This window comes from Francisella philomiragia (assembly GCF_018135955.1).
Classification (GTDB): domain Bacteria; phylum Pseudomonadota; class Gammaproteobacteria; order Francisellales; family Francisellaceae; genus Francisella; species Francisella philomiragia.
On sequence record NZ_CP063138.1, the window covers coordinates 880,619 to 896,823 of the forward strand.

Here is a 16,205-nt window from a genome sequence, read left to right on the forward strand (position 1 = left end):
TCATTCCACAATATAAAATTATAACATTTATACCATTATATAGTTTTAAAATCTTTCTTCAATCTTGGGTTGATATTTTAAGCAATTAAAGATATTTTTTATTTAAAGGTTAAGTAAAATTTGACTATACCTAAATACTCATGAATTATTACCTGTGTTATATAAAAATTATATGCACAAGGCAAAAAACTTATTTCGGGAGCTAATTTAGATGAAGCTATGTTTATTGTATTTATATTGAAGCTATCAAAAATTAATTTAGCTCTCTGGTAATGGATACCTCCAGTGATTAAGCAATATGTATTATTGTGATCGCTTAAAATCTTTTTGGTAAATTGAGCATTCTCGTAAGTGTTTTTAGATTGTTTTTCTAATCTTATTTTTGATTTAGGAATTCCTAACTTATAGAGAATATCAGCATAAACTTCAGCTTCTGATAACTTATAACCAGATGGAGAGCCACCACTTATTATGATATCTTGAGGATATTGGTTATAGACCTCAGCAGTCTTAAGAATACGATCATAAGCACTGAGGCTAGGTTCTAATTTATCAAATGCTTGATTGATACCAGCCCCTAATAATATTATAGCTTTGGTATTCGCACATTGTTTAATATCTGTAGATTCTAATCTAATAGGTTTAGCCAAGATATTACCAATAACGCCATTACCCACAAGATAGTAGATAATTGTTACAATGATAACAAAATATCTAAGATAGCCTGTTGCAAATATACAAACAATTATTAGGATAATAAAAAATAAAAATCCAATATCTAATAAGCTACTCATTTTAGAATCATTCTTTTTTAGCAAAGACACCACCAAGCATTTCGGTGTATGTTTCAGAGTTTTGATTATTTGTACCTCTAAATGATACACAAGTGTGTTTTGCTTTTATCTTTACACTTACATCATCTGTTGAGAGGATGAATTTTAGAGTTTCAAATATTTGAGCAGTCATTCTTTCTTGTATTTGTGGACGTCTTGAAAAAAAGTTGCAAATACTATTGATACGACATAAGCCTATAATATTATTATTTTTAGGAATAAATGAAACTTCAGCAATACCTTCAAATGGTACAAAATGATGCTCACAAAATGACATTATAGTTATATTTTTTTGTGTAAGTATTCCTTCATACTTAAATTCATTCTCATATAATGCACAAGCTGGAAAATTAGCATAATCTAAGCCATTGAATATTTCTTGAGTAAACATCCTAGCTACTCTAAAAGGTGTTTTTTCAAATTCATGTGTCTGTAAGCCTAGAGCATCTAATATTTCACTATATGCTTTTGAGATCTTAGCAATTTTAGCATCGTTATCAAGTTCAAAATTTCTAGCTTGTTCTAGACCTAATTTTATGAGATGTTGTTGTACATCTCTACCTAGCTTAGAACAGTATTTATCATTCATATTTTATTAGCTTTAGATTTAATTAAATGGGCTTTAAGTATTATATTATTTAATAACTCATCTTTATAGAGTAAATAGATGCTATTAGTGTTAATATAGCTATGCAAAAAAATACCGGAAATAAAAAATTCATGCAATTCTCAGATTTAGGTTTAAATCCTTTAATATGTAGCGCTTTAGAAAAAAAAGGCTATACAAAACCAACTCCAATTCAAGCCAAAGCGATTCCATTAGTTCTAAAAGGTAATGATGTCATGGCATCTGCCCAAACAGGAACAGGCAAGACAGCAGGCTTCACATTACCGATTATCCAAAGACTTCTTGATCAACCAAAAGCTCAAGCAAATCGAATTAAAACTCTAATCCTAACTCCAACAAGAGAGTTGGCAGCACAAATACAAGAACAAATTCAAATATATGCAGCGAATACTCATATTCGTTCAGCAGTGGTTTTTGGTGGTGTTAGTATCAATCCTCAAATGATGAAGTTACGCAAAGGAGTTGAGATTTTGATAGCTACTCCAGGTAGATTGCTTGATTTATATAGTCAAAATGCTCTCAAATTTGATAGTTTAAATACATTTGTTTTAGACGAAGCAGACAGAATGTTAGATATGGGTTTTATTAATGATTTAAAAAGAATCCATAAGCTTTTACCAAAAAAGTTACAAACATTAATGTTCTCAGCTACATTTTCACCAGAAATAACAAGTCTTGCAAATGAGTTTCTTGATAATCCTCAATCAGTATCAGCTGATGTTGTAAATACAACAGTCAAAAAGATTACTCAGAAAATTTATACACTAGATAAATCAACTAAGATTAATGCTTTGATTTCACTAATAAAAGATCAAGATCTACATCAGGTTTTGGTTTTTTCACGTACAAAGCATGGTGCTAATAAGATATCAGAGAAACTAAATAATGCTGGTATAACAAGTAGTGCAATACATGGCAATAAAAGCCAGACAGCTAGAACAAAGGCATTAGCAGATTTCAAATCCAAAGATATAAATGTCTTAGTTGCAACTGATATCGCAGCACGAGGAATTGATATCGCGCAACTGCCATGTGTGATCAATCTTGATTTGCCAAATGTTGCTGAAGATTATGTCCATAGAATAGGCAGAACTGGTAGAGCAGGGCAAGATGGTCTAGCTATTTCTTTAGTAAGCGCAGATGAAGTTGAATCACTATCAAATATAGAACATTTAATTGGGCATTTATTACCACGAGAAGAGTTAGAAGGTTTTGAGGCTACTCATAATGTGCCTATTACAAGTATGTCGCGCAAAACTAAGGCTAAAAAAATTGATGAAGTTAAAATAATAGCTGCAAAGAGAGCAAATAAAAATAATAAAAACACTAATCAAAAGAAAAGCTCAAATCATAATAAAGATTTTGCAAAAAAAATAAAACAAAAAATTCATCAGAATAAAAGTGTCAGAAAGCCAAAGGCTCAAGATTAATTATTTTGTAGGTAATACCGCAGTCTCTTCATGCATTCCATGAGTGTTCTCAGATACGAAATGTACTCTCGTACTTTCGATGATAGAGTTTAACCATCCGCGAGCAATCCACATAATAGCTGCGATTACTGCTACAAATACTCCTATAGTTAAAAATACATGTCCATAGACTGCTAGACCTTCTACTTTTGTAAATACAATACCCTCTGCAGGAGCAGTCAAGGCACCTACATAACCACCAATAGGACCAGCGACCATTGTTGTTAGAGCCCACATTCCAAGAGCAAAACCACTCATTTTACGAGGGAATAGTTCAGCAACCATAGATAATCCCAACGCTGAGATTAAAAGCTCTCCAGTAGATTGGAAGAAATAACTAGCAACTAACCACCATCCGGATACAATGCCATCAGTAGCTGTAAACTGTGGAAAGTATAGTACTAAAAATGCCATAGCACATAGTGTCATACCAAAACAGAATTTTGTTACATGCGTACCAGGTATTTTCTTATATATTACAGATAATAAAGGTGACATTAATACAATCACTAATGGATTAAGTACCTGCCATTGTTCACCATGAACAGTCATACCTAAGAAGTGAGGGTTAACATTATTAACGGCAAAGAAATTAAGTGAAGTAGGCATCTGTTGGTATAGTACGAAGAAGATAATTCCTTGAACAATCAATATTAGAGCTACTAACATTCTTTTTCTTTCATGCTCAGACTGTTTGAACATTTGCATAAAGAAGTATATTAGTGCTAGTATCGCGATTACAACAACTATACTAGTACATAAAGTAGTATCTTCTAGAATATTACCTGTAATAAATATAGCTATACAAGCTCCTATAATGACTACAAAGACTTTCATCCATGACATCTTTTGCTTACCAGCCTCTGTAGCAATTCTTTGAATTTTTGGATAGAAGACAGTATAACTAATCAAACCAAGAAACATCCCAAATGCTGAACATAAGAAAGCATGAAGATAACCATATTTTGCTGCTAATACTGGTGTTATAAGCATAGATACAAATGAACCAATATTAACCGCCATATAGTATAAAGTCATAGCACCATCTAGAGCTGGATCACCTTTTTCAAATAATTTTGAAATTAAAGAAGTAGGGTTGGCTTTAAATAATCCGCCACCAATAGCAACACCTGCTAATGAATACATTACTATAGTTTTTTCTGTACTACCTAATAAATCAGCTATAACTGCACTAAAACTAAGAGATAAATATGATAAAAATAAAAATCCTGCACCAATAAATATTGTACGCTTAGCACCTAAATAATTATCTCCAATCCATCCACCAATTAATGGACCACCATATAATAATGCTGAAAAAGAACCAAAGATCAACATCGCTTCAGATTCACTGAAGCCTAACTTCTTAGCGAAGTATATAGCTAATATTGCCTGTAGACCATAATAACCAAATCTTTCCCATAACTCTAATGTCCATAGAACCCAAAAAGGGGTAAGATTACTTTTTTTCGAATGACTCACATCATTTATAGTCACAATTATTCTCCTATTTTGAACAATATAAATAACCTTTGAAAAAGGTCAAAAATTCATCATAGAATATTTAAGCTGTAAAAACAATAATAAATAATAGGAAGGATTATATTTTTATTCAACATGACTTAATATAGGTTTAATATATTACCTGATAACAACAGCAGTACCATAGCAAAAGACCTCTGTACCACTAGTAGTTCCACCTAAACTACTTGAGTCATATCGAATAGCTACTATAGCATTAGCACCTAACTCTTGAGCTTGATTTATCATCTCTTGCTCAGCATGTAATCTAGCTTCTTTACAGACATTAGTATAAGAGGTATTTTTTCCTCCTATTATATTTTTTAGTCCACCCAATATCCCTTGAGTTATAGTTGGAGTTCGCACAATTATCCCTGTAACTAAACCCTTATATTCTATGATTTCTCTTTTACCAAGAGTATCAGCTGTAGTCAATATCATAGATTTCCTTACATAGTTACAAGCTCTTCTGAGCTAGTAGGGTGGATAGCTATAGTATCATCAAAATCACGCTTTGTAGCGCCCATATTGATAGCTACTGCAAATCCTTGTAGCATCTCATCAACATTTATACCAATCATATGACATCCAACAACTCTTTCATTATCACCTGTTACAACTAGCTTCATAACGGTTGGCATTCTATGACCCGAGATAGCACAATATAGAGCTGTAAAGCGAGATTTGTATATCTTTACATTATCATCACCATATTTATCTCTAGCTTCTTTTTCAGTTAATCCTACAGTACCAATAGCAGGGTGTGAGAAGATCACAGTTGGGATGTATTCTAGATTAGCTTTTAGATTAGTTTCACCATTAAATAATCTACGAGCTAGATATCTACCTGTTTTGATAGCTACAGGTGTAAGTTGTGGCACGCCTGAAGCATCACCTAAAGAGTACACCCCTTTAACATTTGTTTCAGACCATTCATTAGCAGGAATTATACCTTTATCAGTAATTTCTATATCGGTGTTTTCTATACCTGAATTATGAGTATTTGGCGCGCGACCAGTTGCCCATATTAGAGTATCAACATTTTCTAAAACCTTACCTGTATCAGTAGTAATCTTTAGAGTACTACCAGCTTTTTCAACCTTAATGATATTTGTATGATTCATGATATTTAGGTTTGTCATTTGCATACATTCAACCAGAGCATCACTAATACAATTATCAAACTCCATCAATGGCTTATCTCTACGCACCATAACAGTTGTATCTGTACCGTGAGCATTTAGCACTCCAGCGATCTCAACACCAATATAGCCACCACCAACGATTACAGCTTTTTTTGGAGTTTCTTCTAATTCAAAAAACTCATCAGATGTGATACCAAGTCCAGAACCTTCGATATTTTTTGGCACAATAGGGTAAGCACCTGGAGAAATAAAGATATGATCTGCTGTCAGTTCTGTACCATCATCAAGTACGATAGTTTTGTTATCTTTAAACTTACCCCAATTATTAAAATGGGTAATGTTCCATTTATCTAATAGCCTGTCATAGAAACCATGAATATTACCTATGTAAGTAGCTCTTTTTTCTTTAAGCTTTGCCCAGTTAAATCCTTTAACTTCAACGTCAAAACCATAGCCTGCGACATCATGTTTCAAAGCTTCTGCTAGATTAGCTCCATACCACATAGCTTTTTTAGGTACACAACCTCTATTTACACATGTACCACCGAGTTCACGTTTTTCGATAATTGCAACTTTTTTACCAAACTTAGCAGCTTGTACAGCAGAAGCTATACCACCAGAACCACCACCTAAACTTATTACATCAAAATGATTATTACTCATTTTATTTCCTTACTATTTATTTTATTAATACAATTTTACTTATTTAGTTTGTAAATATGTAGAGTTTTAGTTACTTGTCCATTTTCATCTACTTCACCAAAACCGATTGCTTTAATCTTAAAGCTAATTGGTTTTAATTTCGTATCTTTGATAATCTCATTAAAATCTTTGTCAAAGCTATCTCTTTCTTGATCTGTTTGTAAATTAGCAGCTAATATACTTATATGAGGATTAAATTCTGCAAAAGCATTTGGTGAACCATATTTTTCAAAAGATACTAATTTACTTGGATAGAATTTAACCCAACTTGGGGCAGGATAGTCTTTATCTCTGTACTTTGCTAAGTTACTTATTGCAGAGTTTGATAATCGCTGTAATGATTGAGAATTTTTGATATCAAGCATTACAAAGCCACTTTTACCAGCACTAAACCCAGTAGTTTCTATATAAAATGGTTCTGTATTCTTAGCAAGCTCTGCTAGTTGACTCTCAATATCATTAATATATTTGCTTTGAAAACTTGTTAAATACAATGTTAAATGTACTGGATGGTTTTTGATAAAAGGAGTAGTTTTGTATTTCTCTAGTACATCTGTTTTAGCCAAAGAATTATCAAATTCTTTAACATATTTATCAGCTGTAGTATCTGGGATTAGATAAACATTATACTGTTTGAAACTCTCTGCAAAGCTATCTAGTGTGATAAATAGAAATGCAAATAAAATAAACAACTTATAAAATAATTTATGTTTCATTAATATTCCTCGAGTTGATTTATAAGTATATTAAACGATTCTATGATATCAGTTTCTGCGGTATCAATTCTAACAATCTCATCTTTCCAATATTCGTAATCTCTATCTAAGACATTCTGCCAAGTAGGGTACTTATTCGGGTTTGATTTATATCTAGTTTCTATTCTATTTTGATGAGCTTGTTTATCACTACAGATGATTTCTATATTTATCACTCTTGTATTATTTATCTGTGATAATGAGTTCCAAAATTCTCGGGACTCTAAGATAGGATTGCAACAATCTATAATTACACTTTTACCAAGCTCAAGGTTTTCCTTAGCTTGATAATAAACTATTTCATAGCCTTGTTTATTTAGCTCTTGCAAATATGCTTTTTTGAGATAGTACTCAACAGTATCTACTCTAAAGTAGGCTGCATTAGTCAGTGCTTGAGCTAACTGCTTAGCTAAAGTTGTTTTGCCTACTCCTGGTAGACCTGAGAAGATGTAAGCTTTTGGCATATTAATTATTTTAAGAGTATTATTTTTTTCCGACTATCTTTATATCATGTCCATTAACTTCTATTGCTTCTGTATTACTTATTGGAATCAAATTAAGCTTATCTCTATAATCATTTAATATCTCATCAACAACTTCTTTAAATGGATTATTTGTATGATGTGGTACAGGATAGAAATCAATCAAATTTAAAGCATTGTAATTATTTAAACTAGTAGCTTTATTTTTATCATCCATTTTTTCTGTATAGGTAATACTTTGAGCCATAATAATAGAACCCGCTGAAGCCCCAATATATGGTTTTCCTTTTATTACCTCTTCTATTATGACTTTATCAGCACCAGATTTTTTTAGCTCTTGGAGTAAATAGAATGTATTTCCACCTGAAACGTATATAAAGTCTGAATCCTTGAGTATTTTTTTAATTAATTTTTTAGAAGAAGTTGATACTTCCAACTCTTTAATAATTAATCCTAATTTTTCAAAAGCTTTTCTATCATTTTCAACATAATCTTTATAGTGTTCAGGAAGGCTTGCTGTTGGAATAAATGCTATTTGTTTATTTATTAATTTTTCATCAATAAAATTTTCTAATAAATGTGATACATCAACAAAAGAAGATGTAAGTAAAAGTTTTTTCATTGTTTACCTTTCCTTATATTTTATAATCATAACTAATAGTCAGTGGGGCATGATCTGAGAACCAATTTTCTTTGTAGACATAATCAGACTCTGGTACAACTTTATCCTTTAGAGCAGACGTTGAAATATGATAATCAATTCTCCAGCCGACATTATTTGCTCTAGCCTGACCACGGTTTGACCACCAAGTATATTGTAACGGCTCATGATTAATTACACGGAAAGTATCAACCCAACCTAAATCATCAAAAATATGATCTAACCAAGCTTGCTCTTCTGGTAATACCCCAGATGTCTTGCCATAATTAGATTTCCAGTTTTTGATATCTATCTCTTTATGCACGATATTAAAATCTCCGCAAACTATAAAATCTCTACCAGATTCAGTTTGTTCTTTTAGTATTTCTTTGTATTTTTCAAGAAACTGCATTTTATACTCTTGGCGAACATCTCCACTAGAACCACTTGGTAGATATAAACTTGCAATACTAAAGTTTTCATAGTCAAATTGAATATATCTGCCTTCATCATCTGCCCAATCTAAGCCAAGCTCTTTGATTACCTTTAGAGGCTTCTTCTTAGCGTAAATAGCTGTACCACTGTAGCCTTTTTTAACAGCATCTTTAAAATCATAGTAATAACCATCTGGGAAATGCTGTTCATCTTTTTCTAATTGATGAAATTGTGCTTTTGTTTCTTGGATGCATAAGAAGTCTACATCCTGCGTTTTAAACCATTCCCAAAATCCTTTACGAGCCGCCGCACGTATACCATTAGCATTGAATGTCATTACTTTTATCATCAGATTATTACTAAGTTTTAAGATTTATTGAGACATTTTAGCATTTTAGAACTAGTGGTGTAATAGTAAATACTTATTGAGTCAATAAATGTTTTTGATAGTAAATGTTCTTATAGTACAAGTTTTATATTGCTATAATTACGTAATCATAAAAAATTGAATTAGCATTATGTCTAACTATATTTCCAAACAAAAAATCAAAGTAAGTCAATCATCAACAGGTGAAGATATTCATGTAGAGAAAATAACTATCAAAGGCTCTAATTCATCAGCACCAAGTGTATATATGCAAGCAAGTATGCACGCTTCAGAATTACAGGGAAATGCTGTAATGGTTGAGCTTCTTGAGTATTTCAAAAAGCATCAGCCCAAAGGTGATGTTTATCTAATCCCTCAATGTAATCCTATCGGTAAAGATGTATTTATAGGAGCAGGGCACCAAGGTAGATTTGACTCAGCAACAGGAGATAATTTTAATAGATACTATTTCTACCCATCTATCGATTATTCTGGATTTGTCAAAGAACATATCAACTCAACTACAGCAGAGTATAAGCAAGCTTTTGAAAATCTTTTACAACAAGAGTTAGATAAAGAGTTATCTAATGAATGGGAGCTATCTAGAGCAAAAAGATTAAATCTTCTAGTCCAAAGAGAAGCTCAAAAGGCGGATTATGTCCTTGATTTACATACTGATACAGATGCTACTACATATTTATATACTGCAGAGTTTGCAAAAGAAATTGCAGAAAGTTTTGGCTATAAAGATATGTTAATCATTAATAATGATAAAGCTGGCGGCTCCCTTGATGAAGCTATATTTTGTCCATGGTGGCACCTATCTCAAGAGTTTAGAAAACAGGGTAGAGATGAAAAAGTACTAAAAGAGGGTTACACACTTGAATTAGGCTCTGAAGAGTATATAAATTTCACAAATGCTAAAATGCAAACTCAAGGAATTCTTAATTACCTGAAGCACAAAGATATTATTGATTCACCTTTTGATACTGATTTATTAAATACGGACATTAGACACCATGTCTATGGGCCTAACTACAAACACCTAAAAGCAATTGAAGGTGGATTATATGAGTGGTTTATTAAACCAGGTGATATTTTCAAAGCTGGAGATGTAATTGGTCAATATATCCAAACATCTACTATGCAAAAGAAAGACTTGGTTCTGCCTTATGGTGGTGTTGTAATCAGTATTCATAATACCGGTGCAGTCTGTCAAGGAAGCCAATTGATTAACTTGGCTATTATCTAATTATTACCGGCAAAACATATGAAAAAAATATTATTAATTAATGGAAAAAAGGAATTTGGGCATTCAAAAGGTACTTTGAATCAATATCTAAATGATATCGCTGAGAATCATCTTAAAAGCTTTGGTCATGATGTCAAAGTTACAGTTATTGATAATGGTTATGATATAAATGAGGAAATTCAAAACTGGCTTTGGGCTGATACAGTAATTTATCAAATGCCAGGTTGGTGGATGGGTCCACCTTGGATTGTTAAAAAATATATCGATGAAGTATTCACCACAGGTCATGGTGTTATGTATGCTAGTGATGGTCGATCTAGACATGATGCTAGCAAAAAATATGGTTCTGGTGGTTTACTTCAGGGTAAAACATATATGCTCTCATTAACATGGAATGCTCCATTAGAGGCTTTTGTGGAGAAAGACCAGCTTTTTGAAGGTGTTGGAGTTGATGGGGTATATCTACACTTTCATAAAGCTCATGAATTCATAGGTATGAAAGGATTACCAACATTTATTGCAAACGATGTTATTAAAGATCCTAAAATTGAGGAGTATACTGAGAATTATAAAAACCATCTAGATAAAGTTTTTAACAAATAGGAAAACGTCATGAAAAAAGTATTAATGGTTACAACTAGTCATAGCAAAATGGGTGATTTAAATGAAAAAACTGGATTATGGCTATCAGAGCTTACTCACCCATATTACAGTATTCTTGATGAAAATATCATAATTGATATTGTGTCAATTACTGGTGGAGAAATCCCTATTGATCCTAATAGTGTTGCTGAAAAAGATCTTTTAAATGATAGATTTTTAGCCGATGATAATTTGAAAAATATTATGAAAAATAGCACTAGTCTCAGAGATGTAAATATCAAAGAATATGATGCAATAGTATTTGCTGGTGGACATGGGACAATGTGGGATTTCCCAAATGATTCTAATGTACAGAATAAGATTTTAGATGTTTATTCTAGAAATGGAGTAATTGGCGCAATATGTCATGGTGTAGCAGCTCTGATAAATGTTAAAGATAATGATGGGCAAAATATTATTAGAGATAAAGAAGTAACAGGCTTTAGTAATAATGAAGAAAAAATTGTCGGTTTAACTGATGTTATGCCTTTTTCTCTAGAGGATAGTTTAGTCAAAGCTGGTGCTAAATATAGTAGTGCTTTGGAATGGCAATCTTGTGTGAAAAATGATGCTAAAATTATTACTGCGCAAAATCCTCAATCAGCTACAGACTTTGGTAAACAGATAAAACATACATTAATTAATAACTAATAACTTTCCTTTTTATTTATTACTCTGCAAGAATCATTACTGGTGCTGGGAATACCGCATTATTTGAAAAACTATTCATTTGATGTAATGGACTTCCTAAAACAATGTTCGCTAGACTTAATAGTATTGATGCTATAATTATTTTTTCATTTTTATACCTTATTTGGAATTCTTATATATTTTCTGTGAGTATTATGACAAATAAATAATATGAAGTTAAATATATTGATTTTATGAAGTGTATAATATTTTCTTATGACAATGGTTGACTGCTATTTACAATAAATGGCTATACTACGTGGCGTATATATTCCAAAAGTAGCCCATGCTATGACTAAATCTGAAGTTGTTTGCTCAGAATCAACTTTATAAATATTGTTACTACCATTACATATTTTACTGGCATTTATATCTGTTGAGGGTCCCATACCTAACAAAAAGGTGTCTTTTTTATAATAAGTAGGCTTTTGTAATACTTGTTTAGGTTTTTCAAAATTTACAGTTTGTGTTGCACAACTTCCTAAGAATAAGCAAATAAGTATAACTACTATATTTTTCATAAACTTACACACAATAAACATAAGTATGTCGAGGTGTTACAATACCTAAAGTTATCAAAGATATTAATCCATCCCAAATAAATGGTTTTGTAAAAGTAACTTTTGCAACTTTCTCTTGATGCTCATCACAAATGTCAGCAGGAGTTACCTCTGATGTTTGTCCCAATCCACCTAGTATATAGATATTAGGAACTTTACCAATAATTAGTTGCTTATCTGGAGGAATATTTTTAAAAGTAACACTTTGATCCGCACAATTAGAAAGTAATAATATACTGAATCCTATTAAAAATATCTTAATATATTTTAGAATAAAGTATCTTATATTAATAAAAATATTTATAGTAATGAAAATTGAGACTCTTCTTTAGCTTCTACTTTTTCTTGAGAATTACGTCTAGCTTTAACTGCATCGGCTAACATTTCAAGCATTTTGATTGTTTCATCAAAATCAACACACTTATCTGTTACACTTTGTCCGTAAGTTAGAGGCTTACTATTAATATCTTGATTTCCAGCTACAAGGTTACTTTCAATCATTATTCCAAATACATCATTACTAGTTTTGATTTGCTCACAAATATCTTCTAATACTGCGATTTGCTTAGTATGATCTTTTTTGCTGTTACCATGACTACAGTCAATCATAACTTTAGTATCAATTTCAGATTTTTTAAGCTTTTCGATACAGTCATCAACATGTTCTTTGCTAAAGTTAGGTCCTGAAGCGCCACCACGAAGAATTATGTGACCGTTTTGGTTGCCTTTAGTTGCAAAAATTGCTGTAGAGCCAGATTTTGTAGTACTTAAGAAATGATGAGGATAAGTAGCTGACTTAATAGCATCGACAGCTACTTGGATATCTCCATTTGTAGCATTCTTGAAGCCAATAGAAGCAGAAAGGCCTGAAGCAAGCTCTCTATGAACTTGGCTCTCAACAGTTCTAGCACCAATAGCTCCCCAAGTAATAAGTTCTGCGAAATATTGAGGAGTGATTACATCTAAAAACTCTGTTCCACAAGGTAATCCCATACTAGTAATATCAGATAGTAGGGTACGAGCCATACGAAGCCCCTTATTGATATTATAAGAATTATCAAGATCAGGATCATTTATAAGTCCTTTCCAGCCTATAGTTGTACGAGGTTTTTCAAAGTATACTCGCATAATTATAAGAATTTCTTTTTGGAACTTTTTGACTTGTTCTTTTAGTTTCTTAGCATATTCTATAGCAGCTTCTGTATCATGAATTGAGCAAGGGCCAACAATAACAGCGACTCTATCATCTTTACCATGAATAATTTCAGCTATTTCTTTTCGCGATTTCCTAACTGTTTCAAAAGAAGTCTTTAAAAGAGGTATATCTTGAATTAGAACTTCAGCTGGAATCAATACTTTTTCCTTTTTAATATTTATATTAGAAACTTTATCAAAGTTTTTATCACCTATCATTAGAGATTTCCTTATATTTTATATTCTTACTTTCTTTTACCAAAAAGACCCGGCATATTACCCATACCTTGCATAGCTGACAACCTTTTCATCATGTTAGCCATACCTCCTTTTTTACCAACTACACTTTTCATCATTTTTTTCATTTGTGTATGTTGCTGTAGAAGTTTGTTAAGGTCCTGTATTGTAGTTCCTGATCCCTTTATAATTCTTTGCTTTCTGCTATGTTTGATTAACTCTGGCTTCTTTCGCTCAAGCGGAGTCATTGAGTCTATCATGGCTTCAATTTTTTTAAACATATCATCACCAACATTGCCTGGTAAATTTGCAGGCATATTTGGTAATTTAGACATAATTGAGCCAACACCACCCATATTCTTCATTTGTTGTATCTGACTTTTAAAATCTTCTAAGTCAAAGCTTTTGCCACTTTTAAGCTTTTGGGTAAGTTTTTCAGCAGATTTTTTCTCTGTTTTTTGTTCAATGCTTTCGATTAAACTAAGCACATCACCCATTCCTAGTATTTTAGAGGCTACTCTATCAGGGTGGAATGGCTCTAATGCATCTGTTTTTTCTCCAGTACCTAAGAATTTAATCGGTTTACCTGTAATCTCTCTAATCGAAAGAGCAGCTCCACCTCTAGCATCACCATCAGTTTTTGTAAGAATCACACCTGTTAACTCTAAAGCATCATTAAATGCTTTAGCAGTAATAGCGGCATCTTGACCTGTCATACTATCTACAGTGAAGAATGTTTCTATTGGATTTGCAATTTTATGGATTTGTTTGATTTCATCCATCATATTACTATCAATATGCAATCTACCAGCGGTATCTATTATCAGAACATCTATTAATTTTGTTTTAGCAGCTCTAATAGCTTCTGTAACAATATAGTCAGGCTTTTGAGATGTGTCAGATTCAAAAAACTCTATGTTCAAACTATTTGCAAGAGTTCTTAACTGATCAATAGCAGCAGGGCGATAGACATCGGCACTGACTACCATTACCTTTTTCTTATGCTGCTCTTTTAAATACTTAGCAAGTTTAGCTGTAGAAGTTGTTTTACCAGCACCTTGCAAACCAGCCATGAGTATAATAGCTGGAGGTTGTGTTTTTAAGTTGATAGGTACAGCTTCTTCACCTAATACTCTTTCTATTTCTTTTTTTACAAATGAAATAAATGTTTGATCTGGTGTAAGACTTTTTTTGACTTCTTCACCTATAGCTTTTTGCTTTATATTTTCTATAAATTTTTTGACTACTGGTAATGCAACATCAGCCTCTAGTAGAGATACTCTAATGTCACGTAAAGCTGACTGTATATTTTCTTCTGTTAAAGACGTTTGTCCCTTTATCTTCTTAAAAGAAGATTGTAATTTATCTGATAAACTAGTAAACATATTTCAATAAGTTTTCAGCCCTTATGAGCACAATTATCACAATAGACAAAATATTAACATTTTTAGAATAAATATACTATCTAACAGACTATACTAACGGCTATTATTAGGAATAATAGTAAGCATATTAGCATGTAAGTGTAGTTTTTTGCTTTTATAAAAAAGATAAATTCTAAAAGAATCCTTAACACAGGCGTTATTATTATTAAAAAAATTCCAAGATTAACAATATTTTTTGCAATATATGGACTTCCAAAAATAGCATCTACAGCACCTAAGCATATTATAAAAACAGCCAATGATAAGTTTAACTTTATAACACGATATATGACATTATCTTTGATCATATTAATCCTTTAATTATCATTTGTAATGCTGAGATAAATAAAACTATAAAAAATGTAAGTCTTAAAACTCTTGTTGAAATATGAGGCATAATTTTAGAGCCTATAGTAGCCCCTAATAAAGTACCTAAAGCAACAGGAGCAGTTATCGAGCTATCTATATATCCTGCGAAATAATATGTTGAAGTCGCTGCAAATGCTGTAATACCCATAATAAAATTACTAGTAGATGCACTTACCTTAAAAGGTATCTTCATAACCTTATCCATCGCTATTACTTTAAAAATACCAGCACCAATACCAAGTAACCCTCCAATAAACCCAGCTCCAGACATAAATATAAAACCAAGAATAGGATGTCTGACATTATATTGCTGTTTTACCTTATTTACAGTGATTGAATCATTAAGCTGAAGTTTTTCAGCAATAACCGACACTTTGGTAGACTCTTGAATAGTGCTATTTTGTTTCTTTTTTACAAAACTTAAAACAGCAACTACAAATAATATTCCACCAAATATAAGAAATAATGCTTGCGATTTTAGTGTTAAAGCTAGTTTAGCTCCAAATATAGCCCCAATAGCAGTAGCTAATGCTAAAAACATTCCTAATTTTTCTTTAGTCAATCCATGAGATTTTAAAGAAACAAGAGAAGTTGCTGTTGATGTACAGATTATTGCTACTAGTGATGCTCCAATAGCATAGTGAAGAGGTACATCTAATATCGTTGATAGTAAAGGAGTTATTACCAGTGCTCCCCCAATACCTATAATAGCTCCTATGCCACCACCTAAAATGGCTACTAGAAAGATTATTAATTCAAAGAAAAAAACTTTTTCCACTATGGAATACTTAAAATATTGGGATTTTGATAATGAATTATAACCTTTTCATAAGTATTTTTTCAAAAGATTTGAGTTTTTA

19 protein-coding genes are annotated in these 16,205 nt (G+C 31.9%); 4 read left to right on the forward strand and 15 right to left on the reverse strand.

The features are described from left to right. Nucleotides 1-98 precede the first annotated feature (98 nt). Complete coding sequence (locus IMS64_RS04275; protein ID WP_211491013.1) at nt 99-794, reverse strand: YdcF family protein; 696 nt, start codon at nt 792-794, stop codon at nt 99-101. 7 nt (nt 795-801) lie between these two features. Beyond that, the gene (gene folE, locus IMS64_RS04280) at nt 802-1,422 is read right to left on the reverse strand and encodes a GTP cyclohydrolase I FolE (protein WP_211491014.1); all 621 of its coding nucleotides are present in this window, start codon (nt 1,420-1,422) and stop codon (nt 802-804) included. Between the two features lie 131 nt (nt 1,423-1,553). On the opposite strand from folE, the gene IMS64_RS04285 reads away from it, so the two are divergent. Then, nucleotides 1,554-2,891 carry a DEAD/DEAH box helicase gene (locus IMS64_RS04285; protein ID WP_035737760.1) on the forward strand — a complete coding sequence of 446 codons (1,338 nt, stop codon included), beginning with the start codon at nt 1,554-1,556 and terminating at the stop codon, nt 2,889-2,891. Here IMS64_RS04285 and IMS64_RS04290 read toward each other — a convergent pair whose 3' ends face one another. The 7 genes from IMS64_RS04290 to IMS64_RS04320 all read right to left on the reverse strand — a co-directional run bounded on the left by IMS64_RS04290 (nt 2,892) and on the right by IMS64_RS04320 (nt 8,959). Then, nucleotides 2,892-4,427 (reverse strand): oligopeptide:H+ symporter, encoded by a 1,536-nt coding sequence (locus tag IMS64_RS04290; RefSeq protein ID WP_211491015.1) that lies wholly within the window; start codon nt 4,425-4,427, stop codon nt 2,892-2,894. A 144-nt stretch (nt 4,428-4,571) separates the two neighbouring features. Continuing rightward, complete coding sequence (locus IMS64_RS04295; protein ID WP_004287795.1) at nt 4,572-4,892, reverse strand: YbjQ family protein; 321 nt, start codon at nt 4,890-4,892, stop codon at nt 4,572-4,574. An 8-nt stretch (nt 4,893-4,900) separates the two neighbouring features. Next, on the reverse strand, nt 4,901-6,259 hold the full coding sequence (gene gorA / locus IMS64_RS04300) for a glutathione-disulfide reductase (RefSeq protein WP_211491016.1): 1,359 nt from the start codon (nt 6,257-6,259) through the stop codon (nt 4,901-4,903). A 35-nt stretch (nt 6,260-6,294) separates the two neighbouring features. Next, nucleotides 6,295-7,014, reverse strand: coding sequence for a 2'-5' RNA ligase family protein (locus tag IMS64_RS04305; RefSeq protein ID WP_211491017.1), 720 nt, complete (start codon nt 7,012-7,014; stop codon nt 6,295-6,297). Then, nucleotides 7,014-7,517 (reverse strand): P-loop nucleotide/nucleoside kinase family protein, encoded by a 504-nt coding sequence (locus tag IMS64_RS04310; RefSeq protein WP_211491018.1) that lies wholly within the window; start codon nt 7,515-7,517, stop codon nt 7,014-7,016. The genes IMS64_RS04305 and IMS64_RS04310 overlap by 1 nt, the downstream gene beginning before the upstream one ends. A 19-nt stretch (nt 7,518-7,536) precedes the next feature. Further along, nucleotides 7,537-8,157 carry a Type 1 glutamine amidotransferase-like domain-containing protein gene (locus tag IMS64_RS04315; protein ID WP_211491019.1) on the reverse strand — a complete coding sequence of 207 codons (621 nt, stop codon included), beginning with the start codon at nt 8,155-8,157 and terminating at the stop codon, nt 7,537-7,539. A 13-nt stretch (nt 8,158-8,170) separates the two neighbouring features. Then, nucleotides 8,171-8,959: an exodeoxyribonuclease III gene (locus IMS64_RS04320; RefSeq protein ID WP_211491020.1), complete on the reverse strand. Its 789-nt coding sequence runs from the start codon at nt 8,957-8,959 to the stop codon at nt 8,171-8,173. 169 nt (nt 8,960-9,128) lie between these two features. Here IMS64_RS04320 and IMS64_RS04325 point away from each other — a divergent pair, with 169 nt between their 5' ends. The 3 genes from IMS64_RS04325 to IMS64_RS04335 are packed head-to-tail and all read left to right on the forward strand — an operon-like array spanning nt 9,129 to nt 11,522. Beyond that, complete coding sequence (locus IMS64_RS04325; protein ID WP_211491021.1) at nt 9,129-10,229, forward strand: M14 family zinc carboxypeptidase; 1,101 nt, start codon at nt 9,129-9,131, stop codon at nt 10,227-10,229. 18 nt (nt 10,230-10,247) lie between these two features. After that, nucleotides 10,248-10,832: an NAD(P)H-dependent oxidoreductase gene (locus IMS64_RS04330; protein ID WP_211491022.1), complete on the forward strand. Its 585-nt coding sequence runs from the start codon at nt 10,248-10,250 to the stop codon at nt 10,830-10,832. Nucleotides 10,833-10,856: 24 nt separating this feature from the next. Then, a complete protein-coding gene (locus IMS64_RS04335) occupies nt 10,857-11,522 on the forward strand; it encodes a type 1 glutamine amidotransferase domain-containing protein (protein WP_211491089.1) in 666 nt (221 codons plus the stop codon). A gap of 272 nt (nt 11,523-11,794) precedes the next feature. Here IMS64_RS04335 and IMS64_RS04340 read toward each other — a convergent pair whose 3' ends face one another. From IMS64_RS04340 to IMS64_RS04365, 6 genes are all read right to left on the reverse strand, one after another. Next, nucleotides 11,795-12,082 (reverse strand): Bor/Iss family lipoprotein, encoded by a 288-nt coding sequence (locus IMS64_RS04340; RefSeq protein WP_211491023.1) that lies wholly within the window; start codon nt 12,080-12,082, stop codon nt 11,795-11,797. Between the two features lie 4 nt (nt 12,083-12,086). Continuing rightward, entirely contained in the window at nt 12,087-12,248 is a 162-nt protein-coding gene (locus IMS64_RS09825) for a Bor family protein (RefSeq protein ID WP_244972921.1), read from the reverse strand. Nucleotides 12,249-12,421: 173 nt separating this feature from the next. Further along, a complete protein-coding gene (locus IMS64_RS04350) occupies nt 12,422-13,534 on the reverse strand; it encodes a 3-deoxy-7-phosphoheptulonate synthase (RefSeq protein WP_042518397.1) in 1,113 nt (370 codons plus the stop codon). Nucleotides 13,535-13,560: 26 nt separating this feature from the next. After that, the gene (gene ffh, locus IMS64_RS04355; protein ID WP_042518395.1) at nt 13,561-14,937 is read right to left on the reverse strand and encodes a signal recognition particle protein; all 1,377 of its coding nucleotides are present in this window, start codon (nt 14,935-14,937) and stop codon (nt 13,561-13,563) included. 80 nt (nt 14,938-15,017) lie between these two features. After that, nucleotides 15,018-15,284 carry a DUF1634 domain-containing protein gene (locus IMS64_RS04360; RefSeq protein ID WP_042518394.1) on the reverse strand — a complete coding sequence of 89 codons (267 nt, stop codon included), beginning with the start codon at nt 15,282-15,284 and terminating at the stop codon, nt 15,018-15,020. Continuing rightward, on the reverse strand, nt 15,281-16,123 hold the full coding sequence (locus IMS64_RS04365) for a sulfite exporter TauE/SafE family protein (RefSeq protein ID WP_044526178.1): 843 nt from the start codon (nt 16,121-16,123) through the stop codon (nt 15,281-15,283). Before IMS64_RS04365 ends, IMS64_RS04360 begins: the two co-directional genes overlap by 4 nt. Between the last annotated feature and the right edge of the window lie 82 nt (nt 16,124-16,205).